At 46.6% G+C, this 24,839-nt stretch carries 22 protein-coding genes; 9 read left to right on the top strand and 13 right to left on the bottom strand.

Going from position 1 to position 24,839, the window contains the following annotated elements; translation table 11 throughout:
- Window positions 1-281: 281 nt before the first annotated feature.
- The 3 genes from AC58QG_RS24275 to AC58QG_RS24285 all read right to left on the bottom strand — a co-directional run bounded on the left by AC58QG_RS24275 (window position 282) and on the right by AC58QG_RS24285 (window position 4,182).
- Window positions 282-1,238, bottom strand: coding sequence for an ABC transporter permease subunit (locus tag AC58QG_RS24275; RefSeq protein ID WP_497364687.1), 957 nt, complete (start codon window positions 1,236-1,238; stop codon window positions 282-284).
- Complete coding sequence (locus tag AC58QG_RS24280) at window positions 1,235-2,311, bottom strand: ABC transporter permease subunit (protein WP_497364688.1); 1,077 nt, start codon at window positions 2,309-2,311, stop codon at window positions 1,235-1,237. Before AC58QG_RS24280 ends, AC58QG_RS24275 begins: the two co-directional genes overlap by 4 nt.
- A 155-nt stretch (window positions 2,312-2,466) precedes the next feature.
- Window positions 2,467-4,182 carry an ABC transporter ATP-binding protein gene (locus AC58QG_RS24285; protein WP_497364689.1) on the bottom strand — a complete coding sequence of 572 codons (1,716 nt, stop codon included), beginning with the start codon at window positions 4,180-4,182 and terminating at the stop codon, window positions 2,467-2,469.
- Between the two features lie 176 nt (window positions 4,183-4,358).
- On the opposite strand from AC58QG_RS24285, the gene AC58QG_RS24290 reads away from it, so the two are divergent.
- Complete coding sequence (locus AC58QG_RS24290) at window positions 4,359-5,141, top strand: lipase family protein (RefSeq protein WP_497364690.1); 783 nt, start codon at window positions 4,359-4,361, stop codon at window positions 5,139-5,141.
- A 52-nt stretch (window positions 5,142-5,193) separates the two neighbouring features.
- Here the strand turns inward: AC58QG_RS24290 and AC58QG_RS24295 are convergent, their stop codons facing one another.
- The 6 genes from AC58QG_RS24295 to cysK all read right to left on the bottom strand — a co-directional run bounded on the left by AC58QG_RS24295 (window position 5,194) and on the right by cysK (window position 10,149).
- The gene (locus tag AC58QG_RS24295) at window positions 5,194-5,667 is read right to left on the bottom strand and encodes a DinB family protein (RefSeq protein WP_497364691.1); all 474 of its coding nucleotides are present in this window, start codon (window positions 5,665-5,667) and stop codon (window positions 5,194-5,196) included.
- Between the two features lie 39 nt (window positions 5,668-5,706).
- Entirely contained in the window at window positions 5,707-6,216 is a 510-nt protein-coding gene (locus tag AC58QG_RS24300) for a HugZ family pyridoxamine 5'-phosphate oxidase (RefSeq protein WP_497364692.1), read from the bottom strand.
- Window positions 6,161-7,003, bottom strand: a complete 843-nt coding sequence (locus AC58QG_RS24305) for an ABC transporter ATP-binding protein (RefSeq protein WP_497364693.1) — start codon at window positions 7,001-7,003, stop codon at window positions 6,161-6,163. The genes AC58QG_RS24300 and AC58QG_RS24305 overlap by 56 nt, the downstream gene beginning before the upstream one ends.
- Complete coding sequence (locus tag AC58QG_RS24310) at window positions 6,996-7,997, bottom strand: FecCD family ABC transporter permease (protein WP_497364694.1); 1,002 nt, start codon at window positions 7,995-7,997, stop codon at window positions 6,996-6,998. The genes AC58QG_RS24305 and AC58QG_RS24310 overlap by 8 nt, the downstream gene beginning before the upstream one ends.
- An 18-nt stretch (window positions 7,998-8,015) precedes the next feature.
- Window positions 8,016-9,020, bottom strand: coding sequence for a helical backbone metal receptor (locus AC58QG_RS24315; protein ID WP_497364695.1), 1,005 nt, complete (start codon window positions 9,018-9,020; stop codon window positions 8,016-8,018).
- Window positions 9,021-9,210: 190 nt separating this feature from the next.
- The gene (cysK, locus tag AC58QG_RS24320) at window positions 9,211-10,149 is read right to left on the bottom strand and encodes a cysteine synthase A (RefSeq protein ID WP_497364696.1); all 939 of its coding nucleotides are present in this window, start codon (window positions 10,147-10,149) and stop codon (window positions 9,211-9,213) included.
- A gap of 225 nt (window positions 10,150-10,374) precedes the next feature.
- On the opposite strand from cysK, the gene AC58QG_RS24325 reads away from it, so the two are divergent.
- The 4 genes from AC58QG_RS24325 (at window position 10,375) to AC58QG_RS24340 (ending at window position 16,782) form a co-directional block, all read left to right on the top strand.
- Window positions 10,375-11,133 (top strand): exodeoxyribonuclease III, encoded by a 759-nt coding sequence (locus AC58QG_RS24325; RefSeq protein WP_497364697.1) that lies wholly within the window; start codon window positions 10,375-10,377, stop codon window positions 11,131-11,133.
- A 129-nt stretch (window positions 11,134-11,262) separates the two neighbouring features.
- Window positions 11,263-11,919: a DUF2306 domain-containing protein gene (locus AC58QG_RS24330; RefSeq protein ID WP_497364698.1), complete on the top strand. Its 657-nt coding sequence runs from the start codon at window positions 11,263-11,265 to the stop codon at window positions 11,917-11,919.
- 125 nt (window positions 11,920-12,044) lie between these two features.
- Window positions 12,045-12,560 carry a hypothetical protein gene (locus tag AC58QG_RS24335; RefSeq protein WP_497364699.1) on the top strand — a complete coding sequence of 172 codons (516 nt, stop codon included), beginning with the start codon at window positions 12,045-12,047 and terminating at the stop codon, window positions 12,558-12,560.
- Window positions 12,561-12,687: 127 nt separating this feature from the next.
- Window positions 12,688-16,782, top strand: a complete 4,095-nt coding sequence (locus AC58QG_RS24340; RefSeq protein WP_497364700.1) for an S-layer homology domain-containing protein — start codon at window positions 12,688-12,690, stop codon at window positions 16,780-16,782.
- Between the two features lie 54 nt (window positions 16,783-16,836).
- Here the strand turns inward: AC58QG_RS24340 and AC58QG_RS24345 are convergent, their stop codons facing one another.
- From AC58QG_RS24345 to AC58QG_RS24355, 3 genes are all read right to left on the bottom strand, one after another.
- Window positions 16,837-17,244, bottom strand: coding sequence for a VOC family protein (locus tag AC58QG_RS24345; protein ID WP_497364701.1), 408 nt, complete (start codon window positions 17,242-17,244; stop codon window positions 16,837-16,839).
- A 351-nt stretch (window positions 17,245-17,595) separates the two neighbouring features.
- Window positions 17,596-18,039 (bottom strand): SRPBCC domain-containing protein, encoded by a 444-nt coding sequence (locus AC58QG_RS24350; RefSeq protein WP_497364702.1) that lies wholly within the window; start codon window positions 18,037-18,039, stop codon window positions 17,596-17,598.
- A 16-nt stretch (window positions 18,040-18,055) separates the two neighbouring features.
- Entirely contained in the window at window positions 18,056-19,627 is a 1,572-nt protein-coding gene (locus AC58QG_RS24355) for an ABC-F family ATP-binding cassette domain-containing protein (protein ID WP_497364703.1), read from the bottom strand.
- A gap of 171 nt (window positions 19,628-19,798) precedes the next feature.
- Between AC58QG_RS24355 and AC58QG_RS24360 the strand changes: the two genes are divergently transcribed.
- Genes AC58QG_RS24360 through AC58QG_RS24370 form a run of 3 tightly spaced genes read left to right on the top strand, consistent with a single transcriptional unit; the run spans window position 19,799 to window position 21,503 of the window.
- Complete coding sequence (locus AC58QG_RS24360) at window positions 19,799-20,245, top strand: hypothetical protein (protein WP_497364704.1); 447 nt, start codon at window positions 19,799-19,801, stop codon at window positions 20,243-20,245.
- 1 nt (window position 20,246) lies between these two features.
- Window positions 20,247-20,468, top strand: coding sequence for a helix-turn-helix transcriptional regulator (locus AC58QG_RS24365; protein ID WP_497364705.1), 222 nt, complete (start codon window positions 20,247-20,249; stop codon window positions 20,466-20,468).
- 36 nt (window positions 20,469-20,504) lie between these two features.
- On the top strand, window positions 20,505-21,503 hold the full coding sequence (locus AC58QG_RS24370; RefSeq protein WP_497364706.1) for an NAD(P)-dependent alcohol dehydrogenase: 999 nt from the start codon (window positions 20,505-20,507) through the stop codon (window positions 21,501-21,503).
- Here AC58QG_RS24370 and AC58QG_RS24375 read toward each other — a convergent pair.
- Window positions 21,463-22,362, bottom strand: a complete 900-nt coding sequence (locus AC58QG_RS24375) for a LysR family transcriptional regulator (RefSeq protein ID WP_497364707.1) — start codon at window positions 22,360-22,362, stop codon at window positions 21,463-21,465. The genes AC58QG_RS24370 and AC58QG_RS24375 overlap by 41 nt on opposite strands.
- Before the next feature lie 243 nt (window positions 22,363-22,605).
- On the opposite strand from AC58QG_RS24375, the gene AC58QG_RS24380 reads away from it, so the two are divergent.
- Window positions 22,606-24,804: a YhgE/Pip family protein gene (locus AC58QG_RS24380; RefSeq protein ID WP_497364708.1), complete on the top strand. Its 2,199-nt coding sequence runs from the start codon at window positions 22,606-22,608 to the stop codon at window positions 24,802-24,804.
- Window positions 24,805-24,839: the final 35 nt, after the last annotated feature.

Raw genomic sequence — 24,839 nt, forward strand, 5'->3', positions numbered from 1 at the left:
GTACAAGGTCGAATAGCACAATTGGTTACATGTCCCCCGCACAATTCGAGCAGCTCTACTACCAGCGGTTAGCTTAACTTAGTGACGTCCACTTTCTTGACAGAAGAGCAATTTTCCAGTTAAACGAAGCGTAACTCCCTTTTCGCAGCCATGCAATTGCAACCATCCGATTCCCAGGGCAAGTGAAACAGCACCAGCACCAGCACCACCCCCACTTCCTCCTCCTCCTCCACAACTGACAAAAAAGCCGAGCCCCATCCCTAGGATGAAGCTCGACTCTGTTACATCAGTTGGCGCTCCTCGCCATAGCGGCGCTTAAGCTGATTTAAGAAAAATTGTAGTGAAAGGAATAACAACGCAAAGCTTGTGCCCGCGCTGAGAATAATCCACGGGTGGAGACGAATATAGCGTGCGCCGTACGCGATCAGCGACAGCCATTCACCGGAGGTGCTGATCGTAATCTGGAAGCCGGCTTCCTCGTCGCCGATCGTTTCTGTACCGCCGAGCACGATATTGAATACGGCTAGCTGCCCCAGCAGGAAGAGCACCTGCATGAACTCGCTCAAGAAGATGAACATCATTTCATTACGCATCGACGGGAAAATATGTCGAAGCGTCCGATGCCAGAATGAACCGCCCATGAGGCGAGATGCTTCAATAAACATTTTACCACTATAATAGCGTGTCCGATCTGCGATCTGATGAGCCAACGGGAACATGCCAATCAGTGTAATTAAGATAATGAAAGTGATGCTGAACAATAGCTTATTGTGTGGATCCGCTTTGGCCCCTAGATCGAGCCTTAGCCCGTAATACATCCCCGCGAGCGGCGGATAGAGGAAAATAAATGCCGGCACCGCCGCAACCGCCCACTGCAAGGAACGGAGAAGGCCACGCCCTCTGCCGGTCATCCCGCTCCACAATCCCCAAGGCAGCGCCACAGCAAGACGGAGCAAGGTTAGCGCAAGTGCCGTACCTAGTGTGTATTTTAACCCATTCAATAATAAGCTGACCATGTCGAATCCACGATGATCCGTTCCGAGCAGGAATGTGCTATTCGGTGCATAAGGCGGGATTGCGTATCTTGTTTTGCCATCCTCTTGGTATTGGATCATGTTGATCTTGTCCTCTGGCGAAATCCCATGCGGCTTCAACCAGGACCCGAACACCATCACAATAAGGAATAGTGCCAAGACAGCGATGGAGATATAAAAGGCGGTAGAAGGACGTTTTCTCATGGCCTAGCCACCTCCTCTGCACGAACCACGAACCGCTTCCGAAGCAAAGCGTACAGGATATGAAAGGCCATTGCAACCACACCAAGCACCACACAGATTGCCGACATAGAAGTGATCCCCTGGTAGATAGGCAAAATGATGAAGCCACCCAAGCCACCAATGCCACAAATCGCTTCGGCGACCGCCATACTGGCTAGCGCTAATGTCGTTGCTCTAGGCAATATAGCGAGCACATCCTCCATCACATTCCGCAGTACATGCGAGAAGAGCACCTCGCGTCGCGTTAATCCTTTGGCCAGTGCGGTTACAACGTAATCCTGCCCCAGTTCCCGTGCAATCGCGACACGAAGTGTCCCATAAATCGTCACCGACGGAATCAACGCAATCGTCAGAAAAGGAATGAGGAATGGCGTTCTGTCTCCCACTTGAACGATCAGCAGCACATAGTGACCGAGAAGCTTAGTCGCGTAAATGGCCCCCAATTGAATCAACACGATCAGGAAAAAGTCCGGTAATCCCACTAGCAACGCATGAATACCATCCAACAGGGCGCCGAGTCGCCTTGATATGGAAGCCCACAGGGCGAACAGCATACTGAGTATGATTGCAAGCAGTAAGCCAGGAATGAAGTAGGTACAGGTTTTTAATAGCATCTTAGGGATCGCGGCCGTCACCGCCACTTCCTTGCGCGTATAGGGATCTCGGTATTTCCCAAAATCACCATGCAGGAAGCCCTTGAGCTGATCTTTGACCGTATAGCCATAATAACGCCACGAAATAATAGGCTGTTCTAACGGAACGACCGAGGATCGCAGCACACCTTTAATCGTCATCGCCGTTCCTTGGTACTCCCAGAACTTGCCGTAAGGGACTTCTATCAGACCACTTTTCTCATTCAAAATCTTACTGCCGGGCAGCATTTCACTTACTTTCTGCATGCTGATGCTGGTATTGACTGCCACCTTGATCTGATCCGGCTGGACGGAAAGAAACATCTGCCGAATGTTACTCAGCAAGAAGATTCCCATCAGCGTGATCACACCCAGCAATAGCCATCGTCCTATTGACTTCAATCCGTGCCACCTCATTTATTATTTACCCTAGGTAAAATAGTCATTGTATTGTCATAGTTTATCACGAAGGTTTTGGACAGGACTAGTCTATTCTGTTGAAAAAAGAAAAAGCCTCCACCTTCCCGAATGAACAGGAAGGTGAAAGCTTCCAAACCTTAAGAACTGAACTGCGCCTGATGCAGGCGGCTGTAGACACCGCCTACGGCGATAAGCTCCTCATGTGCGCCTTGCTCGGTGATGCCCTCTTCCGTCACAACGACGATCCGATCCGCATTCTTGATCGTCGCGAGTCGATGCGCAATGACGAGCGTCGTGCGGCCCTTCGACAGCTCCGCCAAGGACTGCTGGATCGCCGCTTCGGTCTCGGTATCTAGCGCCGATGTCGCCTCATCGAGGATGAGAATCGGCGGATTCTTCAAGAACATGCGCGCAATCGCGAGGCGCTGCTTCTGCCCACCGGAGAGCTTGACGCCGCGCTCTCCGATCACCGTATCCAGTCCCTTCGGCTGGGACTGGATATAGCCCTGCAGCTGCGCGCGCCGCGCAGCGTCCCAGATCTCCTCATCCGTCGCGCCTAGCTTGCCGTACGCAATGTTCTCCCGCATCGTGCCGGAGAACAGGAACACATCCTGCTGCACGATGCCGATTTGGCGGCGCAGCGATTCCAGCTCGATATTGCGAATATCGAGACCGTCAATGGCGATGCTGCCCTCGCTGACATCGTAGAAGCGAGGCAGCAGGGAGCAGATCGTCGTTTTGCCTGCGCCTGATGGTCCGACGAAAGCGACCGTCTCCCCCGCGCGAATGGACAGGGAGATGTTATTCAAAATACGAGCCTCGTCCCCATATCCGAAGGACACGTTGTTGAACTTGATTTGGCCATCGAGGTGGTCGACCTTAATCGCATTCGGGTGATTGGCAACCTCCGGCTCTGTGTCGATGACCTCTACATAGCGTTTGAAGCCCGCAATCCCCTTCGGATAGCTCTCAATGACGTTATTGATTTTCTGAATCGGGCCTAAGAAAACATTCGTTAATAGAACAAAGGCAATGAACTCGCCATAAGTAATTTGCTTATCGATAACAAACCACGTACCACAGATGAGCACGAATACCGTTACGGAACGCATTAAGATGTAGCTTAAGGAAATGTTCCACGCCATGATTTTATAAGAAGCCAGCTTCGTCAATCGGAATCGGCCATTGTTCACCTCGAACAATTTCTTCTCATGGTTTTCATTCGCAAACGCTTGTACCACACGAATACCGCCGATGTTATCTTCGACTCTTGCATTAATATCCGCGAGATCGCCCATCATGCGGCGGAATGTCTTTGTCATTTTCTGATTAAAATACACCGCAATCCACAGCAAAAACGGCACAATAACGAACGTTAGCAAGGCTAGCTTCACATTAATTTGCAGCATCAGCAGAAGCGCGCCAATGAGCGTCATTACGGCAATAAACAGATCTTCTGGACCATGATGCGCAACCTCTCCGATTTCAAGCAAATCATTCGCCATGCGCGACATCAACTGTCCCGTTTTGTTATTGTCATAGAACCGGAAGCTCAGCTTCTGCAGATGGTTGAACATCTTTTTCCGCATATCCGTTTCAATGTTAATCCCCAGCATGTGTCCCCAATACGTAACGACAAAGTTCAGCAGTGTATTCAGCGCATAGACGGCCAACAATCCTACGCACGCCCATATAATCCACGCCCAATTCCCCGCAGGAAGTAATTTATCGATCACCTGATTGACGGCCAGCGGAAACCCTAGCTCCAACAACCCAGCCACCACTGCACAAGTAAAATCCAAAATAAATAAGTGCTTATAGGGCCGATAGTATGAAAAAAACCTTCTTAACACGTGTCTATCCCACCTTTCGTATCGTTGACAACCCACATTGCATCGTGCACGTAGTGGTGGCAACATCTGCCTATTATACCTGAAAACCTCCACAAATAGGCAGTTGCCAGAGGACATGTATCCAATATTTTCATATAAATAGGTATATCATATCCTGGCTGTGGAGGCATGGAATCATGTTCAGCAACTCTATGGATACGCGAACTGCCATTCGCCTTGCGGCGATGTGCGGTCAAAGCTACACCCAACTGGAACAAGGAACGGAAGCTGTCACTCTACCTGCTACCTATCGAATCGTTTCTCCGATCACGGCGAATTCCGCTTTTGGCGGACGCGAGCTGTTTGGTTTTATTGCAGAATCCGACAGTCAAATTGTGATTGTATTTCGAGGCACCTCCACCACGTCGGACTGGATCTCGGATGCCATCGCTAGACAGACTGATTTCCCCTATGCCAAAGAAGGCGGACTTGTGCACCAAGGGTTTCTAGATATTTACCAATCTGCACGCAAACCAATGATAGCGACGATGGCCAAACTCTCTGCTCACAAACAACTTTACCTGACAGGGCACAGTCTCGGCGGCTCGCTCGCTACCTTATGTGCTGCTGATTTAGCAACGAACACGAAGTTTAAGGATCCCTCTGTGTATACCTTCGGTTCACCTAGGGTCGGCAATACGACATTCGCTAATCAATTTAATCGCAAAACAGGGCCCCACTATCGCGTATACAATCGCAACGATATGGTTCCTTCCCTGCCACCTCTCGTTTATAAATCGCCTCGTACGGGTGATCTCTATCACTATATTCATGTTAAAAAAGGCGTTGAGCTTGCCTTTCCAACCGGGTCGTTCGCAGGTAACCATGCCGTTAGCAGCTACTACACAGAGCTCGCTAAGCTCGATCCGAAGTATGCGAAGCTAATCTGTACCAAAACGCCGGGCTTCTGCCCGAACTGAAAGAGACTATGGGACATGGCCCATAGTCTCTTTTGGCGATTACAACCGCTTCTTAGTGCGCTGCATTTTCTTGAACAGCAAAGTGCTTCTGAATCAAAGAAATTTGACCCGAATGAATGCCCGTGTGATACATCAATCTTCCCACTGCTTCTAATGGTGTCGATGGCCCCATTGGCGATTCAACGGGTACGCTCCATGCTTCTTCAGGCAGTGCGCGCATAGCTTCAATTAGATGGTTATTGGAGGCAGTCAGATCATCGACCAATTCTTGCAGGTTGGTAAATGCAGGTTTTACCTTCGGGCCATTAGGACCGCCTGCTGTATACAGCTTAGTGCCTTCTGGAATTTTCACTCCGAAAAACCAGTTTGCGAACATATATTCAACCTCAGCGTTATGACGAAGCATATAGCCAATTGAAGCTGAACCCAATTCGAGGGTCAAATCAGCTTCCGGGAGCTTTTGGACTGTTTTATGGAAACGACCTTGAATCGCATTCCAAATCGGCAATACCGTTTCAAAACTCATGTTTAAGCACTCCTTCGGGATTCGAAATTCGGAATTATATTAGGATGATTTTGCAGGTTGGTGACCGTCTCTGGCTACGTGCTCGAATTTGGTTGCTGCCAAGTCGATATCGAAAGCTTGACCGAATCCAGCTACATAGCGTCCTTCTAGTGTTGAAAGTTCGAACAAGGAGAAGTCCAGCGTTTTCAAAACGTTGATCATTTGCTTACCAAAGCGTTCACCGAACAAGTCAAAAATATCTTCCTTATCTTCATTTCCAATATTAACAGCTGTACATACGAAACGTGCACGTTGTCTTGCAAACAGGTTCTCTGTGGAAATTTCGTCTTCAATTAGCATAACATCAATGGAAGGGTTCGTCTCCATATAACGGAAATGATTCGCGATTCTACTAATAAAGATATACAGCTTCCCATCCTTCTTCACAAAAGGGGCATAGGAAATGAACGGCTTCCCGTTATCATCCACTGTGCTCAACATTAACGATTTCAAACTATCTGAGAACTTCAAGTACTGGAGCTTGCTGATTTCTTGATCCAATTGTTTCATTCGGTAACACCCCTGCTTTCTTCAAAATATGTATGCGGGGACCCGCACCATGATCGCTATATTGAATGTCGGATTCCACATCGTAGACATGTCTGAGCAAGTCGCTCGTTAACACATCTTGCGGTTTGCCGTATTGATACCGTTGCCCATTCTTCAGTACACAAATGTTATCGCTGTATGCACTCGCATGATTCAAATCATGAAGAACCATGACCACGGTTATCTTCAGTTCACGATTCAACTTGCGCACTAGCTCTAATACATCCAATTGATGTGCGATGTCCAGATACGTCGTAGGCTCATCCAATAGTAGCAGCTTAGGACGCTGCGCTAATGCCATGGCGATCCAGGCACGCTGCGCTTCACCGCCAGATAGGGAGTTTACGAGACGGTCTTTGTAGGGGAGCAGCCCCGTTTGTTCCATAGCCCAGTTGATAATTTCGTAATCTTCCCCATTAAAGCGTTCAAACCACTTCTTATGCGGCATCCGCCCGTAGCCAACAAGCTCTTCAATCGTCATATCCGAAGGACTTGTGTTCGATTGACACAGCATGCACATCATACGTGATACTTGTTTCGTGCTGAGAGATTGCAACTCTTGATTGGCAATACAGATGCGACCGCTCTCGCATGGAACGAGTCTGGAAACGCCTTTGAGAATGGTTGATTTCCCAGAACCGTTGGGTCCGATAATCGATACGACTTCCCCCTCCTGCACAGCTAACGAGAAGTCATTCACAATCGTTTTATCCCCGTATCGAATCGTTAAGGACTGAACATCAAGCACGGCTTGCTTCCCCCTTTCGCATCAGATATAGGAAATAAGGGCCTCCAACCATCGCCATCACAATGCCTGAGGGTATCTCTAATGGTGCAAATACGGTTCGCCCGACGGTATCAGCTAGTAATAAAATAAGTGCTCCAAGCACGACACTTATAGGCAGCATAAACCGATAGTTGGAGCCGACCAGCATGCGAGCAATGTGTGGAACAACGAGTCCCACAAACCCGACAAGTCCGACCGTGGATACCGAAACAGCAGCCAAGTAGACCGCGACGAACGACAGCGTAAACCGGATACGTGTCAGGTTCTGCCCTAAGTTATGCGCAGCCTGCTCTCCCAAACGCAAAATGTTTGCTTGGCGAATGCATAGGAAGGCAACCACCAAGCCCACTATTGAATAGGGGAAAATCGTCATGACACTGCCCATCCCTTTACCGGAAAGGCTGCCGTTTAGCCATTGCAGTGCAGCAGGCAGCTTATCGCTATATAAAATAGAGAGAAGTCCAATGACACCTCCGAAAACAGCATTGACGGCAACCCCAGATAGAATCACGCGAATTGGCGCGAAGCCGCTGCGTTTATGCCAAGCCCACACATAGACCATGATTGCCGCAAAGGAGCCTCCAATAATGGCACCTAGCGGTATCAAGGAAGAGAAGCTTGGAAACACAAGAATAATGAGCAGCACCGCAACCGCCGCACCACTCGAAACGCCCGTCAGTCCAGGATCAGCGAGCGGATTAAGCAAAACAGCCTGGAGTAAAGCACCCGATGCCGCTAAGTTAGCTCCGATTATTAAAGCTAGAAAAACTCTGGGGATACGAATATCCCACAGAATTGTATGATTGGAGCCATCACCATTACCAAATATAGTAAGGATCGTATCTAGTGGTGATATACGGGCGCTGCCTAGGCCGATAGATAGCAACGTGCTCGCGAGAAGCAGAACACATGCAATCCCTATATAAGTGATGTTTCTTTTCTGCTTCTCGACCACGAATGCATTCCCCCGGCTTTATTTATACAGAACTTGCGCTAGATCTTTGAAAGCCGCAGGGGCATTAACGATAGATGCAATACCGAATAGGTTGTAATCTAGCGGTTTGAATTTACCATTTTTGAATGCGTTCAGTTTCTCCCATGCGCCGTTCTTCTTCAAATCCTCTTCTAATTTCTTCGATACAGCCGCAGGATCACCATGTGCTACCAGCAAAATAACATCTGGATTTGCTGTTACAATGCTTTCCATGTTCAGTGGCACGTACGCTTCTTTCATCTTCAGAACGTCGGATACCACGTTGGAGGCTCCTAGTTGTTTAACCAAGCTGCCTGTGAACGTATTCTCGTTCATGAACATCAGCGATTCAGCGGATCCGAAAAGGATCAGTACCTTCGGTGCTGCTTTGCCTTTACCTAGCTCACGCGCTGCTGTTTCTTCGGTCGTGGTTTTCTCAAGAAGTGCTGTTGCCTTCGCCTCTTGTTTGAATAATCTGCCCAGGACAACTGTAGAAAGCTTCAGCTCTTCTAGGGAATCTACAGGAATGTAAGCAGATGGCAGCTTCGCTGGTTGGAATTTCTTCTCTAGGCTATCTTTAATGGAAGCTGGTGAAACAATTACATCAGGCGTTAGCTTAGCAATTTGCTCTAGATCAGGTGCATGTGAGCTGCCGATTTTCGTTACATTCGCATACGCTGCTGGCATCTTGCTCGTTGTAGTGGGTACGCCAACTGGCATAACGCCAAGTTCATTAAGGATTTCTGAGATCCCTACAGAGACGGTAACGACTTTAGCAGGGTTTGGTGTTTTGAACTGAGCGAGAAGCTCCGTCGCTTTGGCTTCATCAATGGCAACCTTCGGTGCAGCCGTTGGTGCTGCTGTTGGAGCTGGCGTTGCGGCTGCTTTCGCTGCAGCACTCGCTGCTGGCGTTGCAGCTGGTTCGGTTGTTGTCCCTTGGCCGCATGCGACTGTCAACGAGAGTAAAAGTACGGCCATACCTATTTTTACGGATGCTTGTTTCATGATTTTTGAATCCCCCTATGTAATTGATAATGATTTTCATTATTATTATATTGATAATGATAATTGTTTTCAATAAGAATTTTTATGTCGTATTTTTGCGTGGCATATTTCGCTAGATTTCAGCACGAAAAAAACCGTAAAAGGTGCGGTTTCGCTACCTTTCACGGTCTAAATGGTTCCGTTAGTACGCCTATTCGAGCTCTGCATAAAGCGCCGATGACAAATATCGCTCACCCGTATCCGGGAGGATAACAACGATCGTTTTCCCTTTGTTCTCAGGTCGCTTCGCCAGTTGGACTGCTGCAAAAGCAGCAGCGCCAGATGAAATGCCGACGAGAAGCCCTTCGCTTTTGGCCAATTGGCGTGCCGTCTCCATCGCCTCTTCATTGCTAACGGTGAGGATTTCATCCACGACAGCCCGATTGAAATTATCCGGCACAAAACCAGCGCCGATCCCTTGAATCTGGTGCACGCCACGTGTGCCACCGGACAACACAGGGGAATCTGCAGGCTCCACAGCCACAATTTGAACATCGGAATGCCGCTGCTTGAGGATCTCTCCTACACCTGTAATGGTGCCACCCGAACCTACGCCTGCCACAAAAATATCAACCTTGCCCCCCGTATCTCGCCAAATTTCTTCTGCGGTTGTTGTGCGATGAATCTCAGGGTTCGCTGGATTGCTGAACTGCTGTGGAATATAGGAATTGGGCAGCTGAGCAGCTAATTCCTTGGCTTTGCGAATGGCGCCTTGCATGCCTTCCGCAGCTGGCGTGAGCACAAGCTCTGCGCCTAGGGCTCTTACAATTTTGCTGCGCTCCTCGCTGAACGAATCCGGCAGAATGATGATCAACCGATAGCCTAAGGCCGCTGCTGCAAAGGCGAGACCGATGCCTGTATTCCCACTGGTCGGCTCTATGATGACGGTATCTTGATTGATCTTCCCTCTGCGTTCCGCATCCTTCAGCATGGCATAACCGATACGATCCTTCACGCTGCCCGCTGGGTTGAAATACTCCAGCTTGGCGACAATTCTCGCTTCAAGCTCTTGCCGTTTATTGAAATTCCAGAGCTCCAGCAACGGTGTATTTCCGATGAGTTCTGTTAAATTATTATATATCTTAGGCATGGGGAACCCTCGCTTTCAGCAGTATAATATTAAACCTATACGTTTAGTTGGATAAATAAAGTATAGCATCTGCCGAGAGGGATATTAAATCAATAATCCTGATAAAAGAGTGTGGTATTTTCTTATATTGGGAGATTTGTTGGATTAGAACAACCCTACAGACGAACATATGGTACACTGGTTTTTAGATCATAAAAATCAGTAGAGAAACAAGGAGAAACATAGATGAAACTCGTATCATGGAATGTAAATGGCTTGAGAGCCTGTGTGAATAAAGGATTTACTGATTACTTCAGAGAGGTGGATGCTGATTTATTTTGTTTGCAGGAAACGAAGCTGCAGGAGGGTCAAATCGACCTCGACCTCGGTGAGGGATACAAGCAATATTGGAACTATGCGGAGAAAAAAGGGTATTCCGGCACGGCCGTTTTCTCGAAGGTGGAGCCACTTTCTGTTCGGTACGGCATTGAAGAAGATTCTGAACCAGAAGGTCGCATCCTGACCTTGGAATTCGAGAACTTCTATCTCGTGACGGTGTATACACCGAATGCGAAGCGAGATCTCTCCAGACTGCCTTATCGGTTAGAGTGGGAGGATCGGTTCCGCAACTATTTGCTCGGGTTGGATGCGGTTAAGCCTGTTTTGGTTTGCGGGGATTTGAATGTCGCCCATAACGAGATCGATTTGAAAAATGCCAAAGGCAACCACAACAACTCCGGCTTCACCCTCGAAGAACGTGGCAAAATGACGGACTTGCTGGCTGCTGGCTTTATTGATAGCTTCCGACATCTATATCCGGAGAGAACAGACGTGTACTCGTGGTGGTCTAATATGCCAGGCGTTAGGGCTCGGAATGTAGGCTGGCGGATTGACTATTTCCTCGCGTCTGCGCGATTAGCACCTAAAATCACCGAGGCATCGATTGCATGCGATATCTTAGGGAGCGATCATTGTCCGGTGGTTTTGGAGCTGGATTTAACCTAGAGAGCATGGCTGCGCCCAATCCCCGACTTAAGGAGGAGCGCCCGCTCCGACCATGGTCGCTTCTGGAAATAACTCCCTGAGTGGTATGATCGAATCAAATAGAATTCGATGAGCTGTGAGGGGTGCAAAGTGAAGAGAAACCGAAGAAGAAGGCGAAGTTGGGTGTTTGGCATTTTGGCTTTTCTGGCCGTTGGGATTGCGGCTTATGCCTTGTTCTTCTATGGAAATCCTGACGGTATCAAGGATCAAGGCTTCGTTACGGAAAAAGGCAGCATGCCTGATCTTTGGTATACCGTTCTATGGATCCATGCAGGTTCTGGTGGACTTGCGCTAGGCATTGGGTGGCTTCAATTTATTAAAAAGATTCGACTCCGCACACCGAATGTCCATCGCGCAATTGGCTATGTGTATGCAACGATGATTACGGCAGCAGGTGTGACGGGTCTCTACATGGCCTATTACGCAAGCGGAGGCTTGAGTGCTCAGCTTGGCTTCGGAGCATTATCTCTCATGTGGTTGTACACACTTTACCTCAGCATAAAAAGTATTATCAGCGATCGCAATCCGATCGCACACGGTCAATGGATGCTGCGAAATTACGCGCTATCTTGCGCGGCAATCTCCCTGCGTATCATGACGCCGTTAGCGGGTATGTTCTGGGGTCTGACAGATACGAATGAGACATTCGGCGTCATTGCTTGGCTCTGTTGGGTGCCGAATTTACTCATCGCAGAAATGATCATTCGCAGTGGAATTCGCAGAATTTCGAATCCTTTGAATGCTTAAGTTAGCAATAGACACATAAGAGATCCCTTCGGTTGCGAATGGATTTCTTTCTTGTTTATATCAATGCTGCTAAGCAATATTTCGTATAATAGGAGTGAAGGAGTGATGTGCCAATTTTAGTACAAATGAGCCAAGATACTTTTCAGCTTTTAGAAGATCAGGCCCTGATCGCAGCCTGCTTCCAGCCGATCATCCATGCCTATAAAGAGATTCAAACGCGAGGTGAGGATTTCAGCTCCGGGTTATTTCAAGAGCTTACACCCGGTCAACAAGCCCTGTTCGCGTTTCGCGTCTATCACACCCATGCCATAGCATCGCAGGCTGACTTCTATTGGTGGAGTGCCTATTTCCTCGCACAGCCGGCGAGATGGACGGGCCTTCTGAGCGCGCTGCGCTTTTTCGAAGACTCCACCACGCTGCCTCAAGTTGAGCATATGGAGTCTCTCCTTCGACAGCGCAATCACCCGAGGAGCGTCACCGACTTCGATATTTCTACAACGGATCTCGAGCAGGATCCCGAACTGGTCTCGGAGGTCAGACCGCTCTACGCAGCCTTACTAGAAGCAGCAGAGATCACTAATAAGGGCATAGCAGCTTACATACGTAAGTATCCTGGCGCGTTTGTACGTATAGAGAATTAGGAGAATGAATAATCATTTGCATTCCCAAACCCCCCCTCAGGATTTATTTTATGAATAAAAAAGGGAATTAAAGGTATTCGTTGAATAAATAAACTTTTCATACAATTCACTCCGGAGGATGAAATCCATGTTGCTTCAATATCAGAAAGGTTTTATACGACTAATCTGCCTCTTCTTGTTGTTTTTATCGTACACATCTATTGAACATGTCCAATCCGCACACGCAGATACAACAGCAGCAGTAACAGCCCCCCAACCTACTTTAAGCCTAAATTTCACCCAAGGAGTGACGGATTGGTTAGCAGATAATACACTCGGATATCTTTATGTTATTTCGAAAGATACGAATAAACTTTATTTTATTCGTACATCAGATTTTGTAATTGAGAAAGAACTATTTGTCGGCTCTAAGCCAACTAGCCTAAGTAGAAACGGAAATTCTTTGTACATTGCTCTAGCCGATGCTTCTCACGTTCAGGTGGTAAATTTAACTACAAAATCACTATCCACACAAATTGAATTATATCGAGGGACATCCTCGCTGGCCGTTACTTCAGACTACTTATTTTTTTCAGACAATACATCTACTGCCTTTAGGTATGACAGGAATGGCCAAACTTTTACTAACTTCGATACTTTACTCTCAGACGCTATATTTGCGACAGATGAGTCCACCCATACCGTTTATGTAGGCGAAACAGGTTCATCCGGTTCTAAGTTAATCGCGTATAACTATGTCACCGGCCAGCAAATAGGCGTAAGTAACTATTATGGAGGTTACGGGTTTGCGTTTCCTAATCGAAAAATATTCTTTGATGGGAGCGACTTATTCTTTGGCGGCATGCGGATGAACGGTTCTAACATTGCTGACATAAAGGGCGCTTACAAACGATACGGGAATTATAGCTATTTAAACTCAAGTATTATGGACGTTGCCGGAAGTTATGTTTTGACAAGTCAAGCTGTTTTTGACAAGGAAACCTATAAAAAGCTAGCAGATCTCCCCTATGAAGTAACCCATGGTTTAATGGGCACTAATGGAACGGTCTATGTGGCTGAAATGGGGATTTACGGAAGGAATAAAATCGAAGCATATACACTAAATCTTTCTGTCCCTTATACAAATCAAATAAAATCTTCAAATAATCATCTGAATTTCAGTGACTCCATTAATGCTTGGACAACAAATGAAGAAAGTCCTTATATTTACTCGATCTCCTATGATACCAACGAAATGATTGTCATTAGGAAAAGTGATATGAGTGTAGTGAAGAAGAGCGATATCGGATCCAATCCATCTGATATTCAACTTTACAACAATCATATCTATGTTGCACTTAACGGCGCAACCAAAGTAGGCGTTGTAAATACGGGAGATATTACAGCCTCTTCTCCGTTACCTATAACTCAGTTTACTACCTCAGTAAATCCAAAGTTGGTTTATCCTACTAGTCAGTTCATCTATTACTGGGGGTACTCTATCTTCCAGAGCATGAGGGTTCTAAATCCTATTTACGAAGGAAATCTTCAACTAGCCGATCAACATCTTGTCAATGGTTATATTTATAACGGCTTAGTTTATGATAGCGTAACAGATAACGTATATGGGCTATCTAATTCGAGTCAAATATTCAAGATAGATCCAGTAACGCAGACACAAGTTTCAATATCCAATCCGATTTATGATTTACCTAATTATGGGAAATTAATTAAAGATGGAGACCAATTTTACTTTGGAAATAAGCGCATTGGCATAACGGGTAACGTATACGGGACATATCCCGATACGGTTGTTAGCGCGTATGGACCACTTGTATTTGGTACAACTGCTGTTTATGACAGAGATACGTTCACTAAAATTAAAGACTTACCTTTTAAACTTACGAATGCCTATGTAGCTCAAGATAGTACGTTGTACTTGTCATCAGCAAAAGATGTATTTAAGTTTGCGAGCCTAGCTGATTTAGATACCTACATACAGATGGAATTACTTCCTAGAAATCCAATCCTAGTTGATGCAGAAATAAGAGAAGGGTGGATTCAGGGCCATATCCTTTTCAAACCTGCTATTAATCAGTCTGGTATTTCTTACTATAAATTTTATTTTTTAGATGCCAACCAACAACCAACTGGATATCTGAGTTCAACATATAGCTCGACTCTTAGCGATGGGACTTTAGATTATCAAGTAAATAATTCTTCCATACCTCAAGGGTCCGTTAGTCTAGGTGTGTACGCTTATGCAAAAATAGATGATTATACGGATAAGCAAATAGCGACCCCAGTGGTATTTCCGCTATGGGACTTGCCTAGTTATTTACCTAAAAATACAAACCTAACCTTATCTCTGGACACTCCAACCTCACTAAAAGGTGTGCTGACATGGAAGAAAGGCAAAGTTGAAAGCCCGGGAACCGTCTATCGTATTTATTACATTGATGATTCAGAAATTATTGGATCTGCCATTGCAGAAGCTCAAACAGGCCAATCTGACTATTCCATTCAATTGGACCAACACCAGATTCCCTCGAAAGCAGTTGGACTAGCGATTACCACCGAAACGTCAGAAGGTCAACGAGCTCCCTACTATGCCTATTTACTTTTCCCAAGACTTCTGACGGAACCTGTACCTGCAGAGAATGTGACTCTTGTCAAAAATATGGCAGCGGACGACACAGTTACGGTAACTGGACTTCAATCCGGCCAGTATATCTCTGTGTACCGCGGAGATGGAACAGTTCAGCTCGGAAGCGCAATTGTAGCACAAGGACAATCTTCCGTTACTATTTCAATTCGTGATTTCGGCAATCCAGGCGATTCTCTTCTGATTACACGGCAAAGTCCTGGTAAATATGAAAGTCAGAGTACGAGAGTTTTTATTCCAATTTCCAATAACTCTGGTGCAGGTGGCGGCGGTGCTGTAGGCGGTGGTGGCGGCGGTGGCGGTGCTGTAGGCGGCGGTGGCGGCGGTGGCGGTCCCGTTGAGAATTTTAAATGGGATATCATCAATACCAATCATAAAGTAGAAATTACTTCGAGCATTACCAATGAACAGTTATTAAAGCTATATAAGCTAGCTTTTGCAAATGGAAGCAGTGAAGTCATTATTCCATTGAGCACGTCTGCCGAGGGATATCAGTTCGAATTGCCAACAGGTACACTTGATCAACTTAGGAATGACAAGGACGATTTTTCGATAAAGGTACAAACCAAAATAGGTACAATTAAGTATCCAATTCGCGTACTACAGGATGTACTTGTTACTTCAAGTGTATCGGGTGATAAAAAGCTTAACATTCATATTGATTATATTGATCTAGCAAAGAAGAATCTCATTAAATCAGGCATTGGAGCAATAGGTGGAACTTTAGTTGGAGATCCTGTGTCCTTCCAGTTATTTGTTGAAGATAAGGACAAAAACCAACAGGAGACTACTACTTTCAATCAATTTATAGGGCATACACTGCCAATTCCTGCTGACGTTTCTTTAGCAGAGGGTGAACTATTCGCAGGAGCTGTTTGGAATCCCGAATCAGGCACTTTTGAAAACGTTCCGATACAAATTGAGTATGAAAATGGTCATCCTTCGTTAGCTACCTTATGGAGAAATGGGAATTCCATCTATGTCTTGTATAAAACAAAAGCAAAGTCGTTCCTAGACCTTGAAGATACTCACTATGCTAATCAAGCTATTCAAGCGCTAGGTGCCATGGGTATTATCAATGGTTTCGCCGATGGAACATTTAAGCCAGAACAACATGTGACTAGATCCGAGTTTGCAGCTTTGCTTGTTAGGGCACTGGGTCTCAAACAAAATCCCCACAAGATCGTACAGTTTACAGATGTCGGGGAGCACGACTGGTTTTATCCAAGCGTACTAACAGCAGCTTCCAATGGGCTTATTCATGGTTATGAAGATAACAGCTTCCGTCCTAACGAGCGGATCTCCAATCAAGAAGCTCTCACGATGCTTGCAAATGCATTACAAGTATCCCCAGCGAGTCAACAATTTCAGCAGACAGAAATTATTGAGGAAATAAGAAAAGTAAGCGCGGAGATGTCCGTTGATTCTTGGGCAGAGCAAGCACTCGCAATTACTTCGAAACAACATATAATCAAGCTTGGCGAGCCATTCAGATTCAATAAGGATACAGATACGAATAGAGGTCAAACAGCACTCTGGCTTAATAGATTGATAAGTCAAATAAAATGGGGAAATTGAACAAAAGCCGACAGCTTCTCGAAAGAGATAGCCTGTCGGCTTTCTTTATTTCTCTTATAATTTATGCTCTAGTGCTACCGCAAAAAGCGAATGAACATTCCCATCTGGATCAGCAAAGAAGGCCGTTACATGTCCCCAGGACTTTGACTTTGGCTCCATAATCGCGGTAGCTCCTTTGGAGATATACTCCTGATAAAGAGCGCTCACTTCTTCCGGTGAGTCACATTGAAAATTGAATTCGAAGACTTGCCCTTTACGCTCTTCCAGAAACGAAGGATGATCATTCGTATTATCCGCCATAAGGGGAGTCGAGCAAATCGCTAGACGGACGCCGCTATTATCAAATTCGACGTACTCCTCTTCTTCCACGACGATTCGAAAGCCAAGCACATCACGATAAAAACGAGCTAGTCGTGCCACATCACGCGATAACATTGTGATGCCTTCTAATTGGATTCTCATTTGGCGATCCCACCATTCATCATCTATTTCCTAAAAGTGTAACACGAAGAATGATATGGGATCAAGTGTTCTTATTTTGCAGAAGCCCACTCGACCAGCAGCCCTATAGTAAGAGTCGCATGCCTCCACATAACGAATAGCTGGAAAAACTCCAGCTATTTCTCTGCCTAACTGATATTTCTCCGAATTACATGGAAAATGTACATGTAATTCCGCCGAATTCTTCCCTACCGACGAAATATCTTGAAATTAACTGCGCTTTTTACAGTTAATTGAACAAAAGTGCGTATTCGAGAGAAATTAACTGTATGTTTTCCAGTTAGTGACCACAAGACGTTGATGTCCACGCTTCTAATAAGGCAACACGCGCTCCTCCAAATGAGCCTTCAAATTCGCCAAAGACATGGCGTAGCCCTCTTCGGTCGGCTTTGCCTGCTCCTTGGTTTCATATCCCGTCTCCGTGATCGTCACACGTGTGCCGTCCTCTTCCTCGGCTAGGAGAAATGTCGTGATCATCTCGTAATCGGGTATCCCCAGCTCCCAACGCAACGCGAACCGTTGCTGAGGTTCAACCCCCACGGTCGTTGCTCGCAAGGTGACAACCTCCGTCCCCGCATGGTACGCATTCGGTGAATGGTGAAAGTAAACCGTAGCTCCGAGAGAAAGCTCGGAGACTTCCCATGGCGAGCCTGGCGAGTACCACTTCGAAAGCTGCTCCCCTTCCGTCACCGCTTGCCATGCACGCTTCCGCGAAGCCTGGATCCAAATGCTCTGTACGACTGTAAACTGTCCCACACGAACCTCTCCTCACTTATAAATTCTGCTCACTGACGCCCGTCACCGGGTCGAACGTCAGCATTTTCGTGCCGATTTTATCAATAAAGAAACGATCATGACTTACCGTAATCACAGCGCCAGGGAAATGAATCAGAGCCTGTTCCATGACCTGAATACTCATGAGATCGAGATGATTCGTCGGCTCATCTAAGATGATGACCGCGGCGCCGGAGAGGAGACACTTCGCTAGCGCGACCCGCGCCTTTTGCCCACCGGACAGGTTGCCAATAAACTTGCTGAGGTCCATCTCCGAAAATTGCAGCATGGCTAGGAATTTGTTCACCTTTTTCCGCGGCGCATCCAGTCCTAGACCGTACGTATTCACCGCATGGCTTACAGTATCCTTCGGATTAAGCTCCTCCCACATGCGGTTGAAGTAGGCGTAGCTGACGCCTTTTTCCCAGATCACCTCGCCGGATTCCGGCTTCTCCTGTCCTGTAAGCACCTTAATAAGCGTGGATTTCCCGCTTCCGTTGGGGCCAACGATGACTAGGCGGTCCTCCTTTTGAATATCGAAGCTGACGTCCTGAAAGATGGTCCGATCCTCGTAAGTCTGACCGATACCTTTCACCTCGCACAGCTTGTCTGGAAACCGCAGACGCTCATAAATATCCGTGATCAATACGTTGACGGGGTGCGGCTCGATCCGTTTTTTGTTATCTGCTAGCTGACGTGAGAGACGGTCCTTGGACATTTTCTTGCTGGCGCGGCTTTCAATGGCCTCCGACTCCATAAGGAGCAGCTCTTCTTCCCACTCAAATTGGCGGTCGAGCTCCTTTTTGCGCATCTTCTTTTTGCGGATATAGTCGGTGTAATTCCCCTCATATTCCTGAAAACGATAGTTCTCGATCTCGATCACTTGCGTGACCACTTTGTCGATAAATTCCCGGTCATGAGATATCAGAATCATCGCGCCTTTGAACCGATACAGCCACTGCTCCAACCAAGCAATACCTTCAATATCTAAGTAATTGGTCGGCTCGTCCAGCAGGACAACATCGGGCAGCTCTATGAGCATTTTGGCTAGCGCCGCACGGTTTCTCCAACCGCCGGACAATTCATCGACAGGCTGATGACGCGACCGCTCATTAAACCCAAGCTTCGTTAGAACCGTGTTAATTTCAACGGATACATTCCACCCGTCCAAATGCTCCATTTGCTCAAACAGCTCAGCTTGCCTCGTCAACAGCTTATCCATCTCACCATCATCGGTAACAATACCGAGCTTCTCTCCAACTTCCTGCAACTCGCGTTCAATCAGCGCAACTTGCTCGAAACACATTTCCAGCTCCTGTTGAACGGACAAGCTTCCGGTCATTTCCGAGAATTGCGAGAAGTACCCTATTTTAACCTGAGGATCAACTTCTACTTTGCCTGACGTGGGCTCTTCCTTACCCATAATTAGCTTAAAAACCGTCGATTTCCCGGCACCATTCCGTCCAATCAGGCCAATTCGTTCCCCTTGACTCACCTTAAAATAAATATCGCGAAAAATCATCGCGTCCTCATATTTCTTCGTAACGTTCTCCAAACGAATTACACTCATGGCTATCCCCTTTTACCTGCATCATTCTAGGCTGATTATATCATGTTTGCGATCATGACATTTTTAATTAAATGGTGTATTGTACAGTTGACTTCATGTATAGTATAAGTTACATTGTGTATATAATATTTTACTAAAGGTAAAAATGAACATACAGGAGGCATGGAAGAAATGTCCTATCAAGAGAAAAAGCATATCGTCTCGTTTATAAGCATGGTGTTCATTTTTGGTTTCTATTGTTGGTATGTCTTTCAAAAGATTCAGGATACGAGCATGGACACGACGGAAACCTTCCACTTTTGGGCGGCTGCCATCTTAATCTTAATTCCGGTGTCCATTGTTGCCAAAATCATCATTGCTATCATTTTCAATATGATCTATCGCATGACGACCAAAGAAGTGGAGCCTTCCTTCTCAGATGAACTCGACAAATTAATTGATTTGAAGGCTACAAGAAATTCTCATTATGTATTTACGCTGGGTTTTCTTCTAGCCATGGGATCGCTGGTGATGGATATGACGCCTACCACGATGTTCATCATTCTTATATTCTCAGGATTCTTGTCAGAAATGGCCGGTGTATTCACACAGCTCTACCATTATCGGAAAGGAGTTTAAGATGGGCAAAAGTCTGATCAGCAATCACATACGGAAATTACGATTTAACCAGGATGAAATGACGCAACAGCAGTTGGCAGATAAGGTTGGGGTAACGAGGCAAACCATCGTCGCCCTCGAACAGGGCAAATACTCCCCTTCTTTGGAATTGGCTTTTCGCATTGCACGTGTTTTCAAATTACCGTTGGAAGATGTTTTCTTCATTGAGGATGACCAAGTGTGAGATTGGCTAACAACAATCCATGCAGGAGGGATATGAATGAGAGCGATTGTTTGTACCACGTACGGGTCACCTGAGGTGCTTCAGTTCAAAGAGGTAGAAAAGCCAGAACCTAAGGATAATGAAGTACGGATTAAACTGCACGCGGCTATTGTCACACCTTCGGATTGTGCTTTTCGCAAGGCTGACCCTTTTATCATCCGATTCATGTATGGTCTGCACAGGCCAAAACATACGATACTAGGCGTAGAGTTCGCTGGTGAAATTGACGCAGTAGGCAGAAGCGTGACGTCCTTCAGGGCAGGCGACCGTGTTTCCGGTATTAGTCCGACTACCTTCGGCACCTACGCCGAGTACGTATGTCTGCCTGAAGCTGGCACATTGGCTATTCTTCCAGCTAATGCTAGCTATGATGAGGCTGCGGGCCTCTGTGACGGCGGCTTAACGGCATTGATATTCCTCCGAGATACGGCACGACTGCAACGGGGACAAAAGATCTTGATCAACGGCGCTTCTGGATCCGTAGGGGCTTACGCGGTACAACTGGCGAAGTACTTCGGAGCCGAGGTGACGGGGGTGTGCGGTTCCACGAATACAGCATTCGTGAAATCGCTGGGGGCAGACCAGGTCATTGACTATACCCAAGAGGATTTTACCAAAAGCGGTCGGACTTATGATGTTATTTTCGATGCGGTAGGCAAGCGTTCATTCTCGCAATGTAAAGGCTCGCTATCTGCAAAAGGATTCTATCTCACTACCGTTCCATCGCTAGGCATTATGCTTCAGATGCTATGGACATCCAAGATCGGCAGCAAAAAAGCCAAGTTCACAGCTTCGGGTTTACAGCAGAAGAAAGAGAATCTCGCGTTTCTCGCAGAGCTTTTTGAGGCGGGACAAATGAAAGCCGTGATTGATCGACGCTATTCGTTGGAACTGATGGCTGAGGCTCATAGGTATGTGGATACAGGGCGTAAGAAGGGGAATGTGGTTATCACTTTCACTCCAAATTCGAAAACAAATGCTGCGTATACTCCTTAATAATCGCGGACACTTCCACATCCTTCTTGGTGATTCGCCACAGATAGTTCGGGTACTTTTTGTATTTTCCAATCGGTATCGAGACGACCCCGTTCTTAAATTTCTCTGGCATCGTAGTCACGATGTAATCCGTTGCGATCGTAATGGCATTGCCGCGGCTAACCATTTGCATGATGGCTTGTGTGTTATTGGTCGTTAAGGCAATTCGGTTGCCTGAGTCCCCGGAAATCAACTCCGCGGCAATCCGTTCAATATAAGCATCTTTATAAATAACGAATACTTCATTATGTAGTTCAGCGCCTGTTATGGCAGTTAAAAATCGCAAAGGCGATTGTTTATTCACGACAATAACAGCTTCCCCGCGAATCACAGGCTCCCACGTGAACGAGTCGTCCTGACTCTCACGCGACAAGGAAACGAAACCCATATCCGCTTCCCCTTTCATCACTTGATTCATCACCGCTGTATTATCGCCCTCCAGAAGTTGAACATTAATATGCGGATAGATCCCCATAAAGGTAATCGTCGTGTCCGTTACTAATGAAACCATGCCAGGTATCGTGGCGATCACAATATTCCCTGTATTGATTGGATTAGATTTGGAAAGCTCATTTCTCATATTTCGCACATTCGTCAATATGGTACGTGCATATTGCATAGCTTTAAACCCATCCTGTGTAAGAGCAATACCTTTTTTGGAACGGGTAAAAAGCGTAGCTTCTAATTCATTCTCTAGCTGACTGATCGACTGACTGACGGCTGGAACGGTAATTCCATGCTTTTTGGCCGTTTCTGTAAATGACCCCGACTCCGCAGAATCAATGAAATATTGGAGCTGTATAATATTCAATCGGCTCATCCTTAACTATTTGTTTATATAAATAAAATAATCTTAAATATATTTTATCATTTGTCAGTGGTATTATACAGTAACAATCATGAACCTTGCCGAAACCCTCGTAGATGAAACCAAGCATCTTTCGAATAATTGTTTGGAAAAAGGGAACATCATTAACGACGATTATCACACACAATAAACAGCTGCGCCGTCTTTCTAGGCGGAGTGCGTTTATTTATTCTATATCGCAAAGGAGCATCACAATTGAAAAAAAACATTTTCCAAGTATTTGCAGGTGAATTTCGCCGCTTTATTAGGAACCCTATGATGATTATTACCTTTATAGCTGTCGCATTAGTCCCTATTTTATATAGTGGATTTTTACTTAAAGGAACATGGGACCCCTACGGCCAACTGGAGAAACTGCCTATCGCCGTCGTTAATTTGGATCAGGGCGCTGATTTTGAAGGCGAATCTCGCAATATAGGTAATGAATTTATGGATGAGTTACGCAAAAATAAAAACTTTTCCTGGGGCTTCATGAGTGCAGAGGAAGCCGCACTTGGCATGAGAAATAACCATTATTATGCCACCATTACGGTTCCACCCTCATTCTCAACAGATGCCGCATCGATAACAAGCACGACACCGAAGCAGGCAGAAATCATTTTCGAATCCAACAGTTACTACAACTTTGTAGCCGGTCAGATTGGGGAAAGCGCGACGAAGGAATTAAAAAATAAGTTATCCCAAACGTTGACAGAAGCTTACTCCACAAGCATTCTTTCCGAATTCGAAACGATTTCGAACGGGCTCAGCGAAGCAGGAAAAGGGGCCTCCGACCTTCAGGCTGGCGCACAATCCTTAAGTGATGGGATTCATCAAGTAAAAACCAACTTGGTCATCCTGGCGGACGGCACCAAGCAATTGGACGACAGCGCTGGTTTGCTGCAAAAAGGAGCCGCTAACCTGAGCTCGGGCGCTTTGGAAGTTAGCAAGGGTGCCGCTGCTCTATCCAGCGGAGCAAGCCAATTGCAAGGCGCAGGCGCACAGTTGGAGCAAGGTGCTCAGAAAGCAGTAACAGGCAGCTCCTCCTTAGTTTCGGGGTTACAATCCTCCCAAACCGGAGCGGATCAATTAGCCTCTGGCCTTGCCTCCTCTGCCAAAGGCAGCACGCAATTGGTGGATGGCCTCACATCAGCCGTAAGCGCTAGTGATAAATTGGAGGACGGCTCCGCACAGGTCGCCTCAGGTCTTGAAGCATTCGTCGCCGCGCATCCAGATTTAGCTTCGAATGCGACAGTTACCAAGCTCCTTGCAGCCAGCAAAGAGGTCGCAGAAGGAAACAAAAAGCTGCATGACGCCGAAAAGAAGCTTCTCACAGGCAGTGAGGCTGTGGCTTCTGGCACGGAAAAGCTAGTAACTGGAGCTGAGAAGCTCCGTGACGGACAAAAGCAATTAGTTGCTGGAGCAACGCAACTACAAACGGGTGGGCAGCAGTTGGCTGATGGCTTGCACACCTTCAATGCTAACTTGCCGCAGCTAGCGGCTGGTGCCACCAAGCTGCAAAGCGGCGCGGCGCAAGTCAGCACGGGAGCCGGAGATCTGGCTAGCGGTATGACGCAAATGACTGCGGGTATTCATAAAGTAGCCAGTGGCGCGTCGCAGCTGAGTGCGGGAGCAACTGAGCTTGATACAGGTGCACCAAAATTGGTCGACGGCAGCGGCCAGCTAGCAGCGAAATTGAACGATGCCGCGAAACAGACAGCCGCTGTCAAAGCCGATGACAAAACGATTAAAATGCTGGCAGAACCCGTTAAGATTACAGCAAATGACGATCGCAAGGTTGCGATCTATGCGAACGGTATTGCCCCTTACTTCATTTCTATGGCGTTATTTGCAGGCTCGCTCGTGTTCACAACCATTTACGCAGCTAGAAGCACGTTCACGCCAGGTGCGCACGGGCTCCGATTGCTGGTCAGCAAGCTTTTAACCTTTAGTCTGATGAGCATTTTCCAAGCGCTGATCGCAACAACCGTTCTCACCTATTTCTTAGATTTGAAGGTACAGAGCATCCCCTTATTTTATGTCTTTACCTTCGTTGTCGGCTTAACCTTCATGCTGGTCATTCAAATGTTCGTCACATGGCTAGATCAACCAGGTCGATTCGTTGTACTGCTGCTAATGATCTTGCAGTTAGCTTCAAGCGCGGGGACCTATCCGCTCGAGCTGCTGCCTGATTGGGCACAAGCCATTCATCCTTGGCTGCCCATGACCTATTCGATCCAAGGGTTCCGGTATGTCATTTCCAGTGGCCAGTACACTGACATGTGGCATCAAGCAGGCTACTTATGTATCTACCTAGTCGGTTCCTTGATTCTAACCAGTGTTTATTTTCTCTCCCGTAAAAAGAAGGAAAGTAATGACGATGAACATGAACAGTTGATGCCTGTTACGGTATGATGCAATGAGAAAGGGCTAGAAACCGCCTTTGAGGT

This window comes from Paenibacillus sp. J22P169 (assembly GCF_059691995.1).